The following is a 22177-nucleotide window of genomic DNA, read 5'->3' as shown; positions in this document are numbered from 1 at the left end:
TTATTTATATTTAGCAATAATTATAAATAAAATTAAACATGAAAAATCTTAGAAAACTTTCGAGAAACGATCAGAAAGATATTGTTGGAGGAATTAAAGATCCTAAAGAGTATCTTGAAGGCGAAGGCGGCGGCGGAACTTGTGCAGCAAGAGGTGAAGCCTGCTATACTGCTAATAAGAAGTGTTGTGCTGGCCTGACATGTGTAACTTGTAACACTCATAAACATGATTATTGTTGGAGCTAAAATTAGAATTCTATTTATTGTTTTAATAGTTAATATAAACAATGCATTCGGTCAAAAGAACTCAGATTCTTTTGAAATTGAAGGAATTATTAGTCCATCCGTAACAAAAACAGATTCTATTTATTTAGAATCTGCTTTTATTAATTCGGAGCTGTATGAAACTAATGCTTTTTCTTCTAAAGTAAAGGATGGTAAGTTTCATTTTTCCGGGAATATTAATTATCCCATAGGTTTATTTTTATCATTCCAAAACAATGATAAGAATTTTGTATTAAGTCAAATGATATTTATAGACAGAGGAACTCATCAACTTAGTATTAATGATTTTAAATACAATAATTATTATTTATTAGAAAATTCCCCAATAAATGCTGAGTTTAAAAATAAATTTTTGCCTGATTACAAAAAAATTTTAGCGGCAGAAGAGTTAAGTGTATCTAATGAAAACGTAATTAAAGAAACAGATTATAAGAGTATACGAAAAGACTATAACAATAGAAAAATATTATATATTCTAAAGTATGCAAAAAAGTATCCTAATTCTTTTATTAGCTTATGGTTTGCAATTGAAAGATATAGTGTATGGGGATATGATGATAACTTATTGAAAATTTATAATCTTTTATCAAAGAACATTAAACAAACTGATACTGCAAAAAAATTTGCTAGAATGCTTAATGAAAAGTATTTTGAAAATAAGATTATGGATCTACCAGTTAAAGATCAAAATAATGAATTCATTAAATATAAACTCACTGAAAAATTTACTCTTGTTGATTTTTGGTTTAGTAATTGTGTTCCATGCTTAATAGAATTTCCCAAATATAAAGGGATATATGATAAGTATAGATCTAAGGGGTTTGATATAATTGCTATTTCAACTGATAGAACAGAAGAAGTTGAACACTGGAAAAAGGCAGTAAAGGAAAAAGAACTGATTTGGCAGAATTATCTTGATGAAAATGGTGTTCAATCAAAAAAAATAAATATTAATAAATTCCCCACTAATTTCCTTTTAGATTCTAATGGAAAAATTATAAAAAAGGATATTTCTGCTGAAGAACTTAAACTTTTTTTAGATAATAATCTTAATCAATAACACATCTATTGATAATATTTTGGAGTAGCAACATTCAAACAATGTTATACCGATCCAAAAGGAGATTGCAATAATGTTTTAAGAATAGCAAAGTCATTGTGTTAATTATTTAAATTAAAATGATAAAATAAGTCTACTGGTTTTAAACTGGTAGACTTATTATTAAATAGTATGGTGAGAAAATTTATTTATTTATTGTGCTTTATACTTTTTAAGATTGTATGCGGCCAGGATAAAATTTTTGTCTATGATTATCAATATAAGATAGATTCATTAAATAGAAATAGGATAGATCAGGAAACGATGTTTTTGGATATTTCAGAAACAAGATCAGTATATTTTAGTTTACAAAAATATACTGATGATTCTTTGAATAGTGACGAGTTAAAAAAAAGTAATGCTAAAATTCCTGTTATCAGTATGAAGTCAAAAATTCAGGATGTAATTATCAAGGACTATATTACTAAAAACACTGAGATATATACTACTCTGAATGGTGATTATTATAAGATACAACCGAATAGAAAGATTGATTGGAAAATTCAATCCGATACTAAAAATATTTTTGGTTATAAAAGTCAAAAAGCGACTGCTAATTTTGGTGGAAGAGAATGGGTTGCCTGGTTTGCTTCTGAAATTCCTATTCAAGATGGTCCCTATGTATTTTCTGGACTGCCGGGCTTAATAGTAGAAGTTGCAGATAGTAAAAATGATCATCAATTGAAATTAATTAGTATTAGAAAAAGATCTATCGTTCCTTCAAATGATTTTAATGAGGGATCTATAAATGTAACAACAGAAAAATTTAATCAACTGTGGAATAAATATAAAAAAGATCCAATTATAAAAATACGGCAGGTTATTTTGAATTCGGACGGAAAATTTACAATGTATAATGCACAAGGAGAAGAGATGGATCGCAATGAGATTCTGAAATTTAAAGAGAAGGTTGAATTAGATAAAATAAAACATAATAATAATTTTATAGATCTAATACTTTATAAAGCATCCAAGTAATTTTTCAAATAAAAAAACGTCCAAATTATTGGACGTTTTTTTGATATGTTAGATCTTCGTTCTTTTCAACGGAATAATATTGTTCCCTTGTTCCAGGTGAAGACTGTCTCCTTTTACTTTTGCAGTCATATCATCTTTCTTATAAACAGTTTCATCTCCTTTGGTCTCTTCCTTAGTAAGAACAAATGTTTTTTTATTGCTGGTAATGGTTAAAGTATTTTCTTTTGGATCGTTTTTGAATACTACTTTTACCAATGTTCCATCCATTGCTTTATAGACGAAATCTGTTTTTTCAGTTTTCTGTCCATTAACGTCAACTGTTGATGAACTCTGGGTTACTGAATCAACCTTTCCGTTGTGATCAGTAACTACTGTTTCTGTGCTGTCTGTTTTAATGACACTCTTATTTCCGCTTTCACTTTTTTTGCAGCTAACCACAGTTAATGCAAGTACAGCACCAAGTGCTAAAAGACTTTTTTTCATGATTATATTATTTGATATTCAATATGATTTTTACTCTTTAATTTTACAAAAATCATGCCTTGCAATATGGTGATTTTTTACAGTTCTATGGATGTTTTTTCATTTATAATTTGAATGAAATGAAGACTGATAAGTAATAAAATCATTACCAGTACAATGGCAGTATGGATTTGTTAAAATTTATTAAAAAAATATAGCTTTGAAATCAAAAAATAATTAATTTTAATAAGACTAAAAACGAACCATAACCCTAAACTCAATTCCAAAAATTACACAAATGTGTAATTGATTCTCATTTGTTTTCTGTTGAAATTTGTTTCAAATAAAAAAGACATGAGCATTTCCATTGCCATAGTAGAAGACGAAAAGAACTACAACAATGCGTTGAAGAAGGTGATCAATTATCAGCAGGATATGAAAGTCGTTGCACAGTTCTTTGATGGTAATGATGCTTTAAAAAACCTTCCAAATATTTCTCCCAATGTTGTTATGATGGATATCCAGCTGCAGGACATGCTAGGCATTGAAATCATTGAAAAGCTCAAAAAAGATATGCCCGAAACCCAGTTCATCATGTGTACCAGTTTTGAAGATGATGAGAAGATCTTTAATTCTTTAAAAGCCGGTGCAATGGGATATCTTGTAAAAGGAGAAAGCATGGATAAGATCCTGGCTTCAATCAGAGATGTTTATAATGGTGGTGCTCCCATGAGTTTTTCTATTGCCCGAAGAGTCTTACAGCATTTTGAAAAAAAACTCCCTGAGATTAAAGGTTTTGATGAACTTACAGAACGGGAAAAAGAAATTCTTGAACTTCTTTCACAGGGACTTCTATACAAAGAAATTGCGGATAAAAGCTGCATTAGTATAGATACAGTGAAAAAGCATGTCGGAAATATCTATAGAAAACTTCACGTAAGTAATAAAGTGGAGGCTATAAATAAATTTAACCATTTTAAAAACTAAGAAACCATGGAAACAAGATTAGAATTATCATGTGATGAATTAAAAAAACAAGTTATTACAGCCATTGAAAATGCTGACTGTGATGAAGAATTACTTCAGGAAATCAAGAACTCGTGGAATATCTGGTTTAATGATCCAATATTACCACGTATTTATGATGAGGCAAAACAGTTATTTAAAGATGAATGTAGTAAGGCAGGTATTAAAATTAGAGATTCATTTATAATCAGTAAAGTATGGTTTAATAAAATTATTGGAGATAATTGGGATAAGGAATTCATGCATATCTTTTTTATCGATAATAATAATGACTTAGACATTGTGTTTAGGTTTTCAGATACGGAAAATTTTAAAAGTACTATTGGAAATGATATAGAGCTTGATTTAAATAGTGAAAGTGCCTATTCATTAAAAAATGGGCAAGCCATTCAGTTTGATAGAACATCTCCTGATTTTAGCACGCTTACTTCTAATTATAAAGAAGGTGTAGGAGAGAAAATAAGTTCAATTCAAAATTCAACCCTCACAGAATATATCACCTACAATATGAAGAAAATTTTTCTATTTAACGGCTTTGAACATGACGTAACACTTGAGCTGATATGTATTGTAGATGATAAAAAGAAATATAGGTTGACATTATGTGCTTACATACATGATAAAAATAGGATTCATCATATAAATAGTGTCGGAGCTAGAATTTATGATGGCTACTATGATTTAGGAAATTTAAAACCATAATTGTGATAATCCATTATGTATACAATATTGTATTAATAATTGTTTTTTTGAAATCTTTTATTTTGGGCAGGAAATATAGTTTTTCTGCCCAAAATAACCTATTTATATATCTCTTAGTAACTGTTTTAATTGAAGTTTATTCTTTAATAATTGATAAAATTGATGAAAATATACTAGTAGGATTACAGTACAATCTATATTTAATATTTGTCACAGTTTTCTTTTACATTTTTTATTCTAAAATTTTGCAGAAAACAGCTTTGAAAATGATTTCTAAAATCATTCTGTTTATCTCTATGGTTTTAATCCTCTTTTTTACTAAATTTTGGGGATTATACTTTGATGAAAAGCTCGCTATTATTGTTATGCTATTCATGATAAGCCATTCTATTCTTTGGTATTGTAATAAGATCTTAATAGTAGATGAAACTAAAATTTATCATGATCCGAATTTTTGGATTAGTTCAGGATTCTTGCTATGGTCTTGTTTTGCGATTTTCAGATGTTTACCAATGTATTATTTTTATTATAACGACAGAGAGTTTTCAACATTTATAAAAAGTAATTTTGATATAATAAATATTGTATTATATACAATGTTATACATTTCTTTATTTAAGTATGAATACAATTCTAGGAATGGAATTACCTCAAATTATTAGAAGTACTTATATTGTAGCGCTAGTTATAGTACTTTTTTTTATTGTCTTTATCATTTTTGTTGTTTTCATGTACAACAGAAGGCAATTACTTTATTCTAAAGAGAAACAACTTAAAGAAGCAGAATATCAAAATCAGCTTCTCCAAAAAGAACTCGAACAACAAAGATCTATTGAAAAAGAGCGAGAGCGTATTTCCCATGATATGCATGATGATCTAGGGGCAGGAATCTCAGCATTGAAACTTCAGGCAGAATTTTTAAAACAAAAAGCTAATGATGAAGATCTACAAAGTGATATAGATGAACTACTCAAGACATCTGAAGAAATGAACATTTCTATGCGGGAAATGCTTTGGAGCCTGAACTCAGGAAATGATACGCTAGGAAGCTTTGTTGATTATGCTATCCTTTATACCGGAAATTTTTTAAAGAAAACAAAAATTACCCTTCATTCAGAATGTGAAGATATTATTTCTGATACTCCCATTTCTACAGAACTGAGGCGCAACCTGTTTTTATGCTTGAAAGAGGCGGTTAATAATGTGTATAAGCACAGCCAGGCAACTGCTTTAAAACTTTCCTTTTCGCAGCATAAACATCAATTCTTAATAACTATCGAAGATAACGGAATAGGTATTCCTGATAATCAATCAGAAGGAAATGGACTTCGTAATATGAAACGAAGGATGAAGGAGGCAGAAGGAGACTGTAAAATCTTACCCAAAAGCTCAGGAACTTGTCTGACTTTTGAAATAATACTCTAGTTATTATCATCAATTTTATAAACAGCACCATTTCTAATGGTGCTGTTTTGCTTGTATAATCACCCTTTTGTGTAATTGACAGATATGTTTTTTAGAGGGAACTTTGATGTAATAAAACTTGACCGATATGAAAACTTTAATTAACGACAGTATTGAAGATTTACAGGAAGCCTTGAAGAACAATGCAGATCTTCAGGAGAAGTTTAGAAGCAATCCTGTAGAGGCCATTAAAAATGTGGAAATAAGAAATCCAAAAGAAACAGATTATTGGATCTACAGGATTATTGTGATTATGCTTGGATTGGCTATTATAGCCATTATTGCAGGGCTCATCCTTCTTTCCTTTTGGAGTGAGGGCGAACCAGACAGTCAGTTGGTAACCATCTTTGCCACCATTTCATCAGGAGCCATTGGTGCTTTAGCCGGCCTTTTATCTCCTTCCCCTAGAAAATAACCATTAAAATAATTATCATGGAAACCATTATTGAATATTACATTTTAGATTGGAATACTACATCCTCAAGAGGTAAGATTGTTTTAAAACTTGAAGATGGAGAGGCTGAAGTTTTGGAAAACTTAAGTTTTAACGCTTTTACAGCGATTGCACTTGTATTGGCTCATGGGAGCTCAAAATTCGATTCAACCACCCATTCAGTATTTAATTATAAAACATTATGAAAACAATTATTTATCTACTAATTCTAAGTTTGCTTGCTTCTTGTAATATGCAGCACCGAGCAATAGTGAAAGAGCTAAAAACCTCAAATTCTAATTATCAAATGTCATATGACGCGATGAGAAGAGGAGCCGTTTTAAATATTGACGAAAAAGGAAAAATTAATAAAATTTTATCCGAAGTACAACCAGATGCAGCCATAGCCACCACTACCGATCTTACTAATAAACTAGCTGCTCAGATGCCTTCAGGGCAGAGTGTTTCTCTAGAACAAATCACTAAAATTACAGAAACTCTATCTAAACTTGGTGAAAGAACAGCTTCTGTTAATATGCTCAGAGATGCTTTATATAGAATGGAAGAACATTGTATCAATTTTGAGTCACAGTGTAAAGGGGAATTGTATTGGCAAAGCTTCCAAATTGTAGTAGAAGCTATCACAGATTTACAGAAAGAAGCAGCGAAAACAGCCGAAAGTGAAGCTAAGGAAGAGATGGCAAAAACGCTACGGGTTCTCACACCAGAGGAAAGAGCAAAGTATAATATTAACAAATAGTCATTGAGAAATATAAGCTCCAGTATTTTATAGTACTTGGAGCTTTTTTATATCATTTTCCTTATGGGAAATATTCAATGAAGAAGAAAGAAACTGCTCGGTTTATCATAATATAAATTAACTAAAATTTAACGGCGAATTATTTCAAAAAAACTTGATGAAGTACCCCTAAAAGTTAAATTTTGATTAAATTTGTCTAAACTAAAAAAAATAAAAAATGAGTGCAATTTCTTACATAGAAGCAAGACAAATTTTAGATTCCAGAGGTAATCCTACCATTGAAGTAGATGTATTTACAGAAAACGGTGCTATGGGTCGTGCAGCTGTTCCTTCAGGAGCATCTACAGGAGAACATGAGGCTGTAGAATTACGTGACGGAGGTTCAGAATACCAAGGAAAGGGAGTTTTGAAAGCTGTTGAAAATGTAAAAGAAGTAATTGCAGAGAATTTAGTTGGACAACCGGTTTTTGAACAAAACTATATCGATCAGATCATGATTGATCTTGATGGAACGCCTAACAAAGGAAATCTTGGTGCTAACGCAATTCTAGGAGTTTCTTTAGCGGTAGCAAGAGCTGCTGCTGCTGAACTTGGAATGCCTCTATACAAATATGTAGGTGGAGTAAATGCAAACACTCTTCCTGTTCCAATGATGAACGTAATCAATGGTGGTTCTCACTCTGATGCGCCTATCGCATTCCAGGAATTCATGATCATGCCGGTAAAAGCTGATTCTTTCTCTCACGCTTTGAGAAAAGGAACTGAAATTTTCCACAACCTTAAATCAATCCTTAAAGGAAGAGGTCTTTCTACAGCAGTAGGAGACGAAGGAGGTTTTGCGCCAACATTCAACGGAACAGAAGATGCTTTGGATACTTTGCTTCAGGCAATCGAAAAAGCAGGATATAAGCCAGGTGACGACATCATGTTGGCATTAGACTGTGCAGCTTCAGAATTCTACAAAGACGGAACTTACGATTACAGAAAATTCGAAGGAGATAAAGGAGCACACAGATCAAGAGAAGAACAAGTTTCTTACCTTGCTGAATTAGCGGCTAAATATCCAATCATCTCTATCGAAGATGGTATGCAGGAAGATGACTGGGAAGGATGGAAAATGTTAACTGATAAAATCGGTGACAGAGTACAATTAGTAGGTGATGATTTATTTGTAACAAACGTTGACAGATTATCAAGAGGAGTAAAAGAAGGAATTGCTAATTCAATCCTTGTAAAAGTAAACCAAATTGGTTCTCTTTCTGAAACAATGGCAGCAGTACAGATGGCTCAGAACAACAAATTCACTTCAGTAATGTCTCACAGATCAGGAGAAACTGAAGATTCTACCATCGCTGATTTAGCAGTAGCAATGAACTGTGGTCAAATTAAAACAGGTTCAGCTTCAAGATCAGACAGAATGGCAAAATACAACCAGTTATTGAGAATTGAAGAAGCATTAGGTGAAACTGCAATTTTCCCTGGATTAGAAGCATTCAAAATAAAAAGATAATCGAATTTATAAATAACGGCAAGCGATAATTTTTGTTTGCCGTATTTTATGGAAAGTGGTATATTTAAAAAAAATAAATAAATAATGTCAGACAACAAAGTAATATTGAATTACGACGGTAATTCATATGAATATCCAATCATGGATAGTACTATCGGAGACAGAGGGATTGATATTTCGAAATTAAGAGACCAGACAGGTTTGATCACTCTGGATTTAGGTTACAAAAATACAGGAGCTACTATTAGCGACATCACTTACTTAGACGGAGATAAAGGAGAATTATTCTACAGAGGTTATCCAATCGAGCAAATTGCTGAGAAATCTAACTTCACAGAAGTAATGTATCTTTTATTACATGGAGAATTACCTACTCAGGATCAATTTACTTCTTTCGACAACAACATTAAAAAATATAACTTCATCGCAGATGAGATGAAAAAGATCATTGATGTTTTTCCTCGTTCTGCTCACCCTATGGGAGTTCTTTCTTCTATGACTTCTGCTTTAACAGCATTCAACCCGAAAGCTGTTAACGTAAACTCTAAAGAAGAAATGGATCACGCTGCTGAGCTAATGATCGCTAAGTTCTCTCACCTTTGTGCTTGGACGTACAGAAAAACTCAAGGTTTACCATTAAACCACGGTGATAACAACCTAAGCTATGTAGAAAACTTCTACAAAATGGCATTCAGATTACCAAACGCTGATTTCGAAATCGATCCGGTAGTAGTAAATGCATTAGATAAATTATTAATCCTTCACGCTGACCACGAGCAAAACTGTTCTACTTCTACAGTAAGAATGGTAGGTTCTGCTCACACAGGTCTTTTCGCTTCTATCTCTGCTGGGGTATCTGCACTTTGGGGGCCACTTCACGGTGGTGCTAATCAAGCTGTAATCGAAATGCTTGAGCTTATCGAGAAAGATGGTGGTGACGTATCTAAATATGTGGCTAAAGCTAAAGATAAAGGAGATAGCTTCCGTCTAATGGGATTCGGACACAGAGTATACAAAAACTTCGACCCAAGAGCAAAAATCATCAAGAAAGCTGCTGACGATATCCTTAAAGCATTAGGTATCCAAGATAAAGCGCTGGACATTGCAATGCAGTTAGAAAGAGTAGCACTTGAGGATGAGTACTTCGTAGAAAGAAAACTATATCCAAACGTAGACTTCTATTCAGGAATCATCTACAGAGCATTAGGAATTCCTACAGAAATGTTTACAGTAATGTTTGCATTAGGAAGACTACCAGGATGGATCTCTCAATGGAAAGAAATGAGATTGAAAGGAGACCCAATCGGAAGACCAAGACAGGTTTACCAAGGTGCTCAGGAAAGAAACTATATCGATATCGCAAGCAGATAATATTTGCTTATACCATATCAAAATCCCAAGGCTTGCTTTGGGATTTTTTGTTTTTAATGATTAGGAGCAGTTTCCCGCTATCCACTTTTACTCCTCGCGCCCATGCTGTCCAAAACCTGCTGTGGGGTAGCCGTTTCTATCGGGGCTAAGATTATGGTTGATCATAATGAATAATTGGTGATCAATATGACCATTCCCATTATAGTTTTTTACTGCTGTCTATATTCTAACTTTATTATCTAATATAGATTCAAATAACGTTATCCACAAAGTTATCCACAGTATATATTATTCAATAGAAACGGGCTTTAGCCCGTTTAGAAATAAACAAAAATTCTATTGGCTTTAGCCAAAACCTAAAAAAACGTTCATCTATCTGAAATTCAATTCAATAATTTATTAAATTTACTCTAAACAACATTTTAACCACAAAGCTGATATTTCTTGATGAAATAGATCGGAGTTTTCTTCTGTAATGAAGAAATTAGAGAGGTGATAGCCTTATTGGTGAGATTGATGTTTAAAACTAAAATACATAAAGCCATGACTTTCGGACAACAGATGTTATTTTTTTTCAGTGCAGTAGGAGCCTTTAATGGGCTACTGCTCGGTATTTATCTGCTGTTTGTTAAAAAACTGAAATATATCCCTGATTTTTTCCTTGGATTTCTGTTACTCATGTTAAGCTTAAGGGTGGGAATTTCAGTATGTATTTACTTTTACCCCGATCTGCCAAGACTGATTCCATATTTGGGACTAGCTGCGTTGTTTTTTACAGGGCCAGCTTTATATTATTACATTAAGTCATCATTTCAGCAAGAACATTTTAATTGGAAAAGCTGCCGTAAGATATTTGGAACCCTGACCGTAATTTTAGGAATTGTCGGTTTGCTTTACCTGTTCTTTCCAGTGATTTGGGATCGTTATATTGGAACTTTTATTTATACCGTTTGGTCAGTATTTATTTGTCTGACGGTTTATCAGTATTATATTTTTTCTAAGCAGAATATTGCAAAAGGTAACAGATTTGTTCTTCCGGTTCTGATCAGTAATGTGATTATCTTTTTGACTTACCAACTGATCTCTACAGGTTGGATACAGATCTATTGTGCTGGGGGAAGTCTGGTTTTTTCATTCGTTCTGTATGCTAATTTTTTAATTTTAATCAATAAAAAAGATCAGCAGATTTCCGTAAAAGATCCCGGTAATAGATATTCCAATAAAAAGATCTCGGAAGAGCAGGCAGATAACTTTGTTTCAAGATTAGAAAGATTGATGAATACTGAAGAACTCTATAAAAACCCAAATCTTAAACTGAATGACCTTGCTTCCAGAATGAATATGTCTGCCCATCAGCTTTCTCAATTGCTGAATGATAATCTCGAAAAAAGTTTTTCCATCTACATTAATGAATACAGGATCAATGAAGCCTGTGAAAAAATAGAAAACGGGTCTTATTTAAAAATTGAAGAAATCGGTTATGAAGTGGGATTCAATTCTAAGTCTACTTTCTTTTCAACATTCAAAAAAATTAAGAACACTACACCTCTTTTATACAAACAGTCGCAAACGCTTACTGGGCCTAGGTTTCAGAGTTCAAATTTATAATTTCGTACTGCGGAATTTTAATTCTAAAACCTGATTTTTACGATAAGCCGATACTTTTGATCACATAAAATTTAAAATTTATGATGATCAAACTATGGCTCCTGTTGCTAGTATTGTTTCTTTCATTTTTCGGAAAAGCACAGAAAGTTACTTCTCGAAAAGTTTCAGATTCTCTGTCTGATTCTAAAGCTTCTACCACGAGTATTTCTGAAGTAATTATTCAGGCTGCCCCTAAAAATGTAAAACTGAATGATGGAAATCTGGTGATGGCGGTTTCCGGAAATAAAGACTTTAAAACGTCTACCCATCTTCTTGATGTATTAAGAAAGACACCTGGCGTTACCGTAGATCAGGAAGGTGGAATTTATATTGGGGGAAGAATTACACCAGCCGTTTTTATTGATGGAAAGCAAGTAGTAATGGGAAGCCAGGAATTACAGGCTTATCTACAATCTCTTACTCCCGAAATGGTAGAGTCTTTAGAAGTGAATACCAATCCTTCCTCAAAATATGATGCCGAATTTAAAGGAGTTATTGATATCAGATTAAGAAAGAATACTAATATTGGCTGGAAAGGGAGCTATAACGGGAATATATATGTAAACCGATTCAATTATAAGGAAAATACATTGAGTCTCTCTTACAACACAAGAAAAGTAACATACCATCTTCAGGCAGGACTTAATGATGGAGTTTCAATATATAGATATCATGCCTTGCAACACTTGGCGAATACTGATATTATGAAGACTAATACCTATCAGAAAGAGTATGGAAAAGTCTATAGCCTTCAGACTGGAGCAGATTTTAAATTAAATTATAAAAATAAATTAGGGTTCAATCTTAGAGGAAATTTTAGAAGCAATAGCCGTATCCGCAACGGATCACTTTATGCTACTGATAAAAGCGAAACTCAGGAAGTTTTTAATACTACCAGTGAAAATCCTTCAGAATATAAACAGGATAACTATGGCGTAACAGTTGATTACTCTTTTCAAAATAAAGGATTTAAACTTAATGCTTCAGGAAATTACCTGTCGATCAAAAATAAACAACAGGATGATTTCATCAATAAAGATAAAGGAACAGCAGGTCTTTTATCCTATTGGAAATCGGATCTTCTAAATAAAATTAACATCTATATTGTTCAGGCAGATATCTCACAGAAAATTGGTAATGCGGATATTGGTGCTGGAATTAAATATAGCAGCTCAGATACTCGTAATAATATCAGATATGATACCTTATCATCAGGGAATAAGTTTGTTTTTGATCCGATAAGAAGCAATATGTTTTCCTATAAAGAAAGAATATGGGCAGGATATTTAACCTATAGCCAAAAGTTTGGAGACTTCAAGATCAATGCAGGATTAAGACTTGAAGAGACTATGAGTACTTCTGATGCTGTTACAGTTGATTCTTTGGTGAAAAGAAACTATCTGGAATGGCTACCATCTTTAAGTGTCAATTATACGTTCAGTAAATCGAGCGACCTCTCTCTTTCTTACAGCAGGAAAATGACAAGACCTGTATTTTCACAGCTCAATCCATTCCGATATTATTTCAGTCCGTTAAATTACTGGATAGGAAATCCTTATTTGCAGCCCTCTTTTACCAGTCAGATTAAAGCCGCTTTTCGATACAAAAATTGGATGACAAGCTTTACCATTGGAAAAGAGAAAGAAGTAATGACCCGCTATCCTTTGTATAATCCCAAAACAAATGTTCTTGAATATCTTGGAACAAATCTTCCTTATCGCAATTTTGCCATTGTTGAAACCAGCTTTCCAATGAAAATTACAAAATGGTGGAATATAACTAGCCAGATTGCCGGATATTATAATTATGAATTTATGCCCTATTTGGATGAAGTTTTTGCTTTAAATATTTATAGCTATGAAATGAGATTAAATCAGGTTTTTTCCCTTCCCAAAGGATATACAATAAACCTATTTACAAGTTATGAATCCAAAACAGGGAACAGCCTTTATATTATTAAGCCAAGATATATGGTAGATCTATCAGTTCAAAAATCATGGTTGGATAATAAACTCAATACCAAAATAGGATTTAATAACATCTTTGATTCTTACGAACAACAATTGGAGTTCAGACATAAACAGATTATGGATAATCGTTTTACCCATTGGTGGGACAGCAGCCGGTTTGTTTTTTCGTTGAGTTATAATTTTGGAAGCTCAAAGTTTCAGATGAAAGAAGTACAGAAAACAGAAGAGGAGGTGAGGGCGAGATAAAAGAAAACCTGCTTGAGAAGCAGGTTTATTATTTTATGGGCAAACACAGTTACCACATGTCCAGATTCTGCAGCTACCATTTGGATTCCACTCACAGCAGTATCTTGGTTTAGTAGGGCCAGCTCCTCCTATTACTGATTTTTGTTCCTCTCTTCCTAGTTTTTTAGCGTTTTTAAGCACTGAATTACTTTTGTTCATGATTTTGATTTTTTGATGTTAATAGTTAAGTTTTAAACAATATAATTCCATGGAAATTATATCACTAATATATGAAATTATTTAATTTTAAAAAGGAAAATTTACTATTATATGTGTGAAATGTAGTGAGTTGTAATGAAAAAGGTGAAGTTTTGCTAATGTTTTAACATAAAACAAAAAAAATGTATTGTCGCTCATGGAACATGAATAGGGAGACTTTGATGGTGAGTAGGTTGGAAGATAAAATAATAAAAAAGCCGTTTCACAATCTGTGGAACGGCCTTGGATGTTTTTATGGGCACATGCATCTGTCACATGTCCAGATGAAACATTTTCCAGTGACATCATCCCACTCGCAGCATCTTCTGGCTGCTATTGCTCCTCCAATTACTGATTTTTGTTGATCTCTACCTAATTTTTGTGCTTTTTTTAGCACTTGAATGTTCTTGTTCATAATTTTGTTTTTGATGTTAATAGTTAAGTTTTAATAAATATAATTTTCGCAAAAATTATATCACTAATATAGGATATTAAATTATAAAAAAATCTATTTTTTTGTTCTTATGTAGATGAAATATAGTAGGTTGTAGATGTTTTTGTATGCAGTTTGCTGTAGTTGGTCTAATAGAAGGAGAATTTTGCTGTAGAGTGTTTGGAAAGGGCACTGAATTTCATGGAGAAAATAATCCAAAAGTTTTCTAGATAGAGACCTTTACTTATATTTGTAGTATTGCATAAATCTTTATGAGACTAAACATTAAAAACGAAACGGGTAGGTTGAGATCAGTAGTTCTAGGCCAACCTAATTCATTGGGAGCTGTTCCCACACTAGAGGAAAGTTATGACGCAAAGTCATATTACTCAATCGAACACAACATTTATCCTAAAGAAGAGGATATCATTAATGAAATGAACGCTTTTGAAGCGGTTTTAAAAAAGTATGACGTTGAAGTACTTCGCCCAAGCATCATTAAAGATTACAATCAGGTCTTTTCAAGAGACGTAGCTTTTGTAATTGATGATAAGATGATTATTTCCAACGTGATTGCAGACAGAGCAGACGAGCAGGAGGCATACAAAAGTGTCTTTGAAAAAGTAGCTTGGAGAAAAATTATTAATCTTCCGGAAACAGCCCATATCGAAGGTGGTGATGTTATTGTCTGGAATGATTTCATTTTCATTGGAACCTGCTTCAGCGAAGATTACAGAAACTATAAAACGGCAAGAACCAACGAGTATGCCATTGAAATTTTAAAAGAATACTTCCCAAAGAAAAGAATCATCGATCTTGAACTGAAGAAAAATGATAAAGTTCCGTTTGAGGGAATCCTACACCTGGATTGTACTTTTAATCCAGTAGGAGAAGATAAATGTATTATCTACAAAAACGGATTCGTAGACGAAAGCGACTACCGTTTGATCATCGATATTTTCGGAGAAGAAAACTGCTTCCACATCAACGATGAAGAAATGTTTGAAATGTTCCCGAATATCTTCTCTATATCTCCGGATGTTGTAGTTTCAGATAAAGCATTTACCAGAATGAACAATCACCTAAGAGATGTGTGGGGAATGACCGTTGAAGAAATTCCTTACAGAGAAATCTCTAAAATGGGTGGTTTATTGAGATGCTCTACAATGCCGCTTGTAAGAGAATAATTGAGTGAGAAAGTTTTAGTGTTTGAAAGTGAGAGAGTTTTAATCTTTCAATCTTTTAATTTTTCAATCTTTTAATTAAAAAAAATGCAAACAACAGATACCGTATTAATGATAGAACCGATTGCATTCGGTTACAATGCAGAAACTGCAAAAAACAATTACTTTCAGGTAGAGCAGACAGGTTCCGATATTCAATCAAAAGCTTTGGCGGAATTCAATACTTTCGTGGGAAAACTGAGAGGAAAAGGAATCAATGTTATTACGATAAAAGATACATTAGATCCTCATACTCCGGATTCTATTTTCCCGAACAACTGGGTAAGTTTCCATAAAGATGGAAAAGTGGTTTTATATCCGATGTTCGCATCCAACAGAAGAGTGGAGAGAAGAGATGATATTCTTGAAAGCATCAAAGATCAAGGTTTTGAAATTACTGAAATTGATGATTGGTCATTTCCGGAAACTCAGGGACATTTCCTGGAGGGAACAGGAAGTATGATCTTTGATCATGATAACAAAATTGCTTATGGTTCCGTTTCTTTGAGATTGGATGAAAATCTATTCAGAGAATTTTGTGAAAAATATGGTTTTACACCAGTGGTTTTCCACTCTTATCAGACGGTAGGCACAGAAAGACTTCCTATTTACCATACCAATGTAATGATGTGTGTGGCAGATAAATTTGTTGTAATCTGTCTTGATTGTATTGATGATGAGCTTGAAAGAGAAAAAGTGATCGAAACCATCAAGAATTCAGGAAAAGAAATCGTTGAGATTTCAGAAGAACAAATGCAGCAATTTGCGGGAAATATGCTTCAGGTTCAAAATAAAGAAGGTGAAAAATTCCTTGTGATGAGCCAGACCGCTTATCAATCTTTAACTTCAGAGCAAGTAGCAGCTATCGAAAAGTATTGTGAAATTATTTATTCAGATTTAAATACGATCGAAGTAAATGGAGGCGGAAGCGCAAGATGTATGCTTGCAGAAGTTTTTCTTCCAAAAAAATAATATATTTACGAAAAAAATTAATTGAACCCATTATCAAATAAAGGTTTACATATTCTTCTGACTTTGGAAACAGAGTCAGAAGATTTGTTATTAGACAGTAAAGGTTTTCTTGCTTTTACAGAAAGCATTCTGAAAACTAAAAAGGTAGAGATTGTAGGAGTTACCAATCACATTTTTGAAAATCAGAGTTTTACATCAGCTGTTTGCCTTAAAGAATCGCATCTTTGTATTCATACATGGCCGGAATTTAAGCAGCTTACTTTTGATGTTTTTCTCTGTAATTATACCCAGGACAACACCGCAAAAGTAGAAGAGATTGCTGATGAGGTTGTTCAATATTTTAAAGCTAAAACCATTCAGAAACACAAAATTTACAGATAGAAAATGGATCACATTTGTCCCATTTGTAAGACTCATAATAATCAACTGGCTATAGATTTTGCCATTGAAGAATTTATTTGCAGCCATTGTAAGAGTCTTATTATCGTAGGAAAAACCACCCAGAGAAAGGTTGTTAATAAACCTGTGGAAAATGTTGTCTTGGAAGTTGGACATAAGGGAATTCTCTACGGTACAGAGTACTGGGTAATGAATATTGTCATTAAAAAGTATGGCAAAAAAACTTTTTGGCGGGAATATTCCTTAAAAGACCGTGTGGGAAACAATGTTTACCTAAGTGAAAGTGACGGACACTGGGTGTTTCTTCATCAGGTAAATCCCAACAAGTTAGATTTTGACATTAAAGATTTTCAGTACTATGCGGAATTTGGAGGCAAAAATTACAGATGGTATGAAACTACACCCTGTACCATTCATGCAGCTACCGGATTTTTTGAAGAGAATCTTTCATTTGGACTAGCTACCTATAAAGAATACGTAAACGGAACCGAAATGATCTCCAAGGAAGAATATGGAAAATCGGTTCAATTCTTCAGAGGAAATCATATTTCAGGAAATACAATAAAAAAAGCATTCGGAATCAGTCAAATGCCTTATCGAATAGGTACAGGCATCGTTCAGCCATTTTGGATCAATATAAAACAGAGTACCAATATTCTGGCTATTGCAGCACTATTGATATGTATCCTGCAATTGTATGTTGTGATTTCAAGAAGTAATCAGACTGTCTTTGAGCAGAGCATTAATTTTTCTGATGTGAATGATAAAGAAATGGTAAGCAAAAGCTTCACCCTTTCTGGCGGCTCGGCACCCTTAAAAGTACATGCATTTTCTGATGTGGATAACTCATGGGCTAATATTGGATTGAGCCTTGTGAATGAAAAAACGAATGAGGTTATCTATGCTTCTAAAGATATTGAGAAATATTCCGGATTTGAAGGAGGTGAAAGCTGGAGTGAAGGAAGCCAGACGGAAGAGTTCAACTTATGTGGTATTCCGGCAGGAACTTATCATTTCCTCATTTCAGCTGAAAAAGAAGGCGGTACTAAAGATCCTTTTAAATCTGGGTACAGACCGGGAAATGCTGATTTTTCTATTATTAAAAATGAAGTAGGGAGTTACTTCTTGAAAAATGATAAAGATCAAACAATCAATTCGTATGGAGACAAAGAAACACTGAAAAATGATATCATATTAAGAACCGGCCTTCAAAACGATATAAAAAGTGAAGAAAAATTAGATTCCATGCTTATCAATATGCCACAGGAGTATGGCTATTCACAGGGAAATTATGATAAGAATCCGTCTGTGAATATTAAAGCCACCTGGCTGCCAGTTTCCTTCTGGAATTTTGGGATTGTATTAGCCTGCCTATTACTATTTGCCGGAATAAGCTATTGGATGGGACGTGTTTTTGAAGTAAATAAATGGAACAATAGTTCCAATTCACCTTATTCTAACTATTAAGCCATGAAAAAAATTATCAATTATATCAGAACAAACTGGCTGCTGTTTAGCATTGGCGGTTTTTTTCTGGGCTGGTTTGTTTATCTAACGTTTACAGGAAATCAGTTCTGTGACTGTGCTAAAACAGAAAACTATCGTGATGGCACCACAAGGAGTCATTCCAGAGCAGGATTTTACAGATATTATCACAAATAAAAATATATAACTATGGACAACATTAATCTATTACCTATATTCAACTCAGTTCTTTATTCATTTTTAGGGATTGCTATTTTATTGGTGTGCTATTTTATTATTGAAAAACTAACACCAGAAAAGACATGGCACGAAATCGCTCAAAATAAAAACATTGCATTGGCTATTGTTTTTGGAGCTTTTATCATCGGAATTTCAATGATTATAAGCGCAGCAATTCATGGATAAGAAGAGGATTCCTCTTGAGCTGCTTTTACTGTTTTCGGTATTTGTGATTGCTACATGTGGATTGATTTATGAATTGGTAGCGGGAGCATTGGCAAGTTACCTTTTAGGAGACTCAGTGAAGCAGTTTTCCTTTATCATTGGAGTTTACCTGTTTTCTATGGGAGTAGGCTCCTATCTGGCCAAATTCATTAAGGGAAATCTCATCGATAAATTCGTAGAGATAGAAATCCTGGTTGGAATTGTGGGTGGGATAAGCTCTGTAGTGCTCTTTGTTTTGTTTAACACTTTGGCGCATTTTGAGAGCGTTCTCTATCTTTTTGTCTTTTTTACAGGATGTTTGGTAGGCGTGGAAATTCCGCTCTTAATGAATATTTTAAAAGATCGTGTTCAGTTTAAAGATTTAGTTTCAAATGTCTTTGCTTTTGATTATATCGGAGCTTTGCTGGCATCTATTCTTTTTCCTTTGGTTTTAATTCCACAATTGGGAATTGTAAAAACACCCCTGTTCTTTGGTCTAATCAATATTTCGATTGCCATATTTTTATGCTTTTACCTTAAAAAGGAATTATCAAAACCTTTCTCACTAAGGGTAAAATCAATGGCAGCATTTATTCTGCTGGTAGGGCTTTTCATTTTTTCAGATAAGATCCTGTCTTATTCTGAGGAAAAGCTTTACGGTGAAAATATTGTTTATACAAAGAGTTCTCCGTATCAAAGAATTGTTTTAACTAGAAATAACCGTGAATTCAGACTGTATCTGAATAATAACCTACAGTTTTCCTCAACGGATGAGTATCGCTATCATGAAGCATTGGTACATCCGGCAATGTCGATGGCCAAAAATATTAACAATGTCCTGATTCTTGGTGGAGGTGATGGTTTTGCTGTTCGTGAAGTATTGAAATATAACGAGGTGAAAAAAGTTCAGCTTGTTGATCTGGATGGAGAAATGACGGATTTTTTCAAAACGAATGAAACCATGCGAAGACTGAATCAAAACTCTTTATCCAGCCCAAAGGTGAAAGTTATCAACAAAGATGCTTATATCTGGGTAAAAGAAAACAAAAAGAAGTTTGATGTCATTATTATCGATTTTCCGGATCCATCCAATTACAGCTTAGGAAAGCTGTATTCTCTACAGTTTTACAAAGAACTCGAAAGATTAACCACTCCAGATACTAAAATTGTGGTACAAACAACTTCGCCTTATTTTGCCCCGAAATCTTTCTGGTGTATAGAGAAAACACTTAATCAGATTTTTCCTTTTACATCGGCTTATCATACCTATGTTCCTTCGTTTGGAGAATGGGGATTTTCAATGGCCTCATATGAACCTATCAACAACAAGATTTACAGAAGGCTTCCTGGCTTAAAATATTACGATTATGATTTCTCGCAAATATCTTATTTTAATAAAGATATGAAAGTGAATGATGTAGAAGTTAACCGTCTGGATAACCAGATATTAGTTCGTTATTTTGATGAAGAGTGGGGAAAAGTTCAGTAGAAAAGAGTTTCTGAAAACCTTATTGCTAGGTAGCCTGATGCTTCCCTTCCTGCAATATTGTGGGAAGAAGGTAAAATCTTTGTTGTTGAGAATAACAGGAACCAACCATGTTTTAGGGCATAAACTATGGGCAAAGGATTTTCCACAATTTTCTGAAGTTATCCACACTAAGTTTCTTGTGGTAGGTGGTGGAATCTCCGGACTTTCTGCCTGCAGATATTTTAGCCAGCATGGTGAGGAAGATTACCTTTTATTGGAAATGGAAGACCATTTGGGTGGAAATTCATCCAATGGAGAGAATAAGTATTCGAAATTCCCGCTGGGTGCTCATTATTTGCCTTTACCTAATAAAGAAAATACAGAGATTATAGAATTTCTTACAGAATGTGGCATCTGCCAAGGAACAGAAGAAAGTGGAGAACCTATTTTAGATGAATATCAGATGACTTTTCCACAACAGGAAAGACTTTTCTATAAAAACTCCTGGCAGAATGATATTGTTCCTCAAAAAGGAATTTCAACAGAAGTACAAAAAGAATTTGATCGTTTCTTTACCATGATGAATGCTTTTCGTCAAAAGAAAGATACTCAAGGTAACTATTGGTTTGCAATTCCTGTTCATGATTCCAGTAAGGAAGATGAGGTAATAAACCTGGAAAAACTTCTTTTTAAAGACTGGCTAAAACAACAGAACTTCAAATCTGAAGAACTTCTTTGGCTCTTAGATTATTCTTGTAGGGACGATTATGGATTAGGAATTGATTACGTTTCCGCATGGGCCGGAATCCATTATTTTGCAGGCAGAAAAAATAACTGGAGCCAAAAATATAAAGATCAGGTATTCACATGGCCGGAAGGAAATGCGAGGCTAACGCATTATCTATCAGGATATACAAAAGAAAAATCTTTAACTAAGAGTTTAGTTTTTGATATTAAGATAGATGATAAGGTAGAAGTTTTAAGTTTTGATAATATTCAGAAAAAAACGAAAAAGATCATTGCGGATAAAGTCTTGTTGGGAACACCGCAATTTGTCAATGAAAGAATTTTTGATACCAAAAAAGCATCATCATTTCATTATGTTCCATGGCTTTTAACAACCATTACTCTGGATAATGAATTTGGAGGTGACGAAGAGCTTGCCTGGGATAATGTGATCTATGGATCTTCAGGATTAGGATATATTTATGATCAGCATCAAAATATTAATCAAATCATGGGTGAAAAAGTCATTACTTACTATAAAAGCTTCTCAACGGGCGATTGCAAAAAAGCAAGAAAGAAATTGTATTCCATGAAAGAAGCAGAACTTAAAAACTTAGTTTTAGAAGATCTAAAGAAAGCCCATCCGATGATTGAGGATTTTATTAAGGAAATGCAGTTTCATAAAATTGGTCATGCAATGATTGCGCCTATTCCCCATCAGATTTTTGGAGAAAAAACAAAAGCAGCACAAGAACCAATTGATGGAAAAATATTCTTTGCTCATTCCGATCTGTCGGGAATTTCTATTTTTGAAGAAGCTTTTTATCAGGGAATAAGAACAGCAGCACAAATGCTTTAA

23 protein-coding genes are annotated in these 22177 nt (G+C 33.4%); 21 read left to right on the top strand and 2 right to left on the bottom strand.

Annotation, left to right across the window (positions count from 1 at the left end; translation table 11 throughout):
* Positions 1–38: 38 nt before the first annotated feature.
* From GTR01_RS19910 to GTR01_RS19900, 3 genes are all read left to right on the top strand, one after another.
* Complete coding sequence (locus tag GTR01_RS19910; RefSeq protein ID WP_160139501.1) at positions 39–245, top strand: bacteriocin-like protein; 207 nt, start codon at positions 39–41, stop codon at positions 243–245.
* Complete coding sequence (locus GTR01_RS19905; RefSeq protein WP_160139500.1) at positions 226–1344, top strand: TlpA family protein disulfide reductase; 1119 nt, start codon at positions 226–228, stop codon at positions 1342–1344. Before GTR01_RS19910 ends, GTR01_RS19905 begins: the two co-directional genes overlap by 20 nt.
* A gap of 171 nt (positions 1345–1515) precedes the next feature.
* Positions 1516–2361 carry a GLPGLI family protein gene (locus GTR01_RS19900; RefSeq protein WP_160139499.1) on the top strand — a complete coding sequence of 282 codons (846 nt, stop codon included), beginning with the start codon at positions 1516–1518 and terminating at the stop codon, positions 2359–2361.
* Between the two features lie 48 nt (positions 2362–2409).
* On the opposite strand, the gene GTR01_RS19895 is transcribed toward GTR01_RS19900, so the two are convergent.
* Positions 2410–2844 (bottom strand): hypothetical protein, encoded by a 435-nt coding sequence (locus tag GTR01_RS19895; protein WP_160139498.1) that lies wholly within the window; start codon positions 2842–2844, stop codon positions 2410–2412.
* A 333-nt stretch (positions 2845–3177) separates the two neighbouring features.
* Here GTR01_RS19895 and GTR01_RS19890 point away from each other — a divergent pair, with 333 nt between their 5' ends.
* From GTR01_RS19890 to GTR01_RS19845, 10 genes are all read left to right on the top strand, one after another.
* Positions 3178–3810 carry a response regulator transcription factor gene (locus tag GTR01_RS19890; protein ID WP_160139497.1) on the top strand — a complete coding sequence of 211 codons (633 nt, stop codon included), beginning with the start codon at positions 3178–3180 and terminating at the stop codon, positions 3808–3810.
* Positions 3811–3816: 6 nt separating this feature from the next.
* On the top strand, positions 3817–4551 hold the full coding sequence (locus GTR01_RS19885) for a hypothetical protein (protein WP_160139496.1): 735 nt from the start codon (positions 3817–3819) through the stop codon (positions 4549–4551).
* A gap of 621 nt (positions 4552–5172) precedes the next feature.
* A complete protein-coding gene (locus GTR01_RS19880; RefSeq protein WP_228452294.1) occupies positions 5173–5976 on the top strand; it encodes a sensor histidine kinase in 804 nt (267 codons plus the stop codon).
* A gap of 127 nt (positions 5977–6103) precedes the next feature.
* A complete protein-coding gene (locus GTR01_RS19875) occupies positions 6104–6430 on the top strand; it encodes a hypothetical protein (RefSeq protein WP_160139495.1) in 327 nt (108 codons plus the stop codon).
* 17 nt (positions 6431–6447) lie between these two features.
* Positions 6448–6654: a hypothetical protein gene (locus tag GTR01_RS19870; RefSeq protein ID WP_160139494.1), complete on the top strand. Its 207-nt coding sequence runs from the start codon at positions 6448–6450 to the stop codon at positions 6652–6654.
* On the top strand, positions 6651–7208 hold the full coding sequence (locus GTR01_RS19865) for a hypothetical protein (RefSeq protein WP_160139493.1): 558 nt from the start codon (positions 6651–6653) through the stop codon (positions 7206–7208). Before GTR01_RS19870 ends, GTR01_RS19865 begins: the two co-directional genes overlap by 4 nt.
* A gap of 217 nt (positions 7209–7425) precedes the next feature.
* Entirely contained in the window at positions 7426–8718 is a 1293-nt protein-coding gene (eno, locus tag GTR01_RS19860) for a phosphopyruvate hydratase (protein ID WP_160139492.1), read from the top strand.
* Between the two features lie 84 nt (positions 8719–8802).
* Positions 8803–10089 carry a citrate synthase gene (locus GTR01_RS19855; protein WP_160139491.1) on the top strand — a complete coding sequence of 429 codons (1287 nt, stop codon included), beginning with the start codon at positions 8803–8805 and terminating at the stop codon, positions 10087–10089.
* 543 nt (positions 10090–10632) lie between these two features.
* Positions 10633–11697, top strand: a complete 1065-nt coding sequence (locus GTR01_RS19850; protein ID WP_160139490.1) for a helix-turn-helix domain-containing protein — start codon at positions 10633–10635, stop codon at positions 11695–11697.
* Between the two features lie 80 nt (positions 11698–11777).
* Entirely contained in the window at positions 11778–13952 is a 2175-nt protein-coding gene (locus GTR01_RS19845; RefSeq protein ID WP_160139489.1) for a TonB-dependent receptor domain-containing protein, read from the top strand.
* Positions 13953–13985: 33 nt separating this feature from the next.
* On the opposite strand, the gene GTR01_RS24535 is transcribed toward GTR01_RS19845, so the two are convergent.
* Positions 13986–14150 (bottom strand): hypothetical protein, encoded by a 165-nt coding sequence (locus GTR01_RS24535; protein ID WP_185155152.1) that lies wholly within the window; start codon positions 14148–14150, stop codon positions 13986–13988.
* 744 nt (positions 14151–14894) lie between these two features.
* Between GTR01_RS24535 and GTR01_RS19840 the strand changes: the two genes are divergently transcribed.
* The 8 genes from GTR01_RS19840 (at position 14895) to GTR01_RS19805 (ending at position 22177) form a co-directional block, all read left to right on the top strand.
* Complete coding sequence (locus GTR01_RS19840) at positions 14895–15809, top strand: dimethylarginine dimethylaminohydrolase family protein (RefSeq protein WP_160139488.1); 915 nt, start codon at positions 14895–14897, stop codon at positions 15807–15809.
* Positions 15810–15893: 84 nt separating this feature from the next.
* Positions 15894–16817 (top strand): citrulline utilization hydrolase CtlX, encoded by a 924-nt coding sequence (gene ctlX / locus GTR01_RS19835; protein ID WP_160139487.1) that lies wholly within the window; start codon positions 15894–15896, stop codon positions 16815–16817.
* Between the two features lie 21 nt (positions 16818–16838).
* Positions 16839–17198 (top strand): S-adenosylmethionine decarboxylase family protein, encoded by a 360-nt coding sequence (locus tag GTR01_RS19830; protein WP_160139486.1) that lies wholly within the window; start codon positions 16839–16841, stop codon positions 17196–17198.
* Positions 17199–17201: 3 nt separating this feature from the next.
* Entirely contained in the window at positions 17202–18683 is a 1482-nt protein-coding gene (locus GTR01_RS19825; protein ID WP_160139485.1) for a DUF4178 domain-containing protein, read from the top strand.
* A 3-nt stretch (positions 18684–18686) separates the two neighbouring features.
* Positions 18687–18878 carry a hypothetical protein gene (locus tag GTR01_RS19820; RefSeq protein ID WP_228452293.1) on the top strand — a complete coding sequence of 64 codons (192 nt, stop codon included), beginning with the start codon at positions 18687–18689 and terminating at the stop codon, positions 18876–18878.
* Between the two features lie 12 nt (positions 18879–18890).
* Positions 18891–19106 carry a DUF350 domain-containing protein gene (locus GTR01_RS19815; protein ID WP_077413617.1) on the top strand — a complete coding sequence of 72 codons (216 nt, stop codon included), beginning with the start codon at positions 18891–18893 and terminating at the stop codon, positions 19104–19106.
* A complete protein-coding gene (locus GTR01_RS19810; protein ID WP_160139484.1) occupies positions 19099–20613 on the top strand; it encodes a polyamine aminopropyltransferase in 1515 nt (504 codons plus the stop codon). The genes GTR01_RS19815 and GTR01_RS19810 overlap by 8 nt, the downstream gene beginning before the upstream one ends.
* A complete protein-coding gene (locus GTR01_RS19805; RefSeq protein WP_160139483.1) occupies positions 20588–22177 on the top strand; it encodes an NAD(P)-binding protein in 1590 nt (529 codons plus the stop codon). Before GTR01_RS19810 ends, GTR01_RS19805 begins: the two co-directional genes overlap by 26 nt.

This window comes from Chryseobacterium sp. c4a, from assembly GCF_009900745.1.
In the GTDB taxonomy this organism is placed as follows: Bacteria; Bacteroidota; Bacteroidia; order Flavobacteriales; family Weeksellaceae; genus Chryseobacterium.
This window is presented reverse-complemented; position numbering and strand designations above follow the sequence as displayed.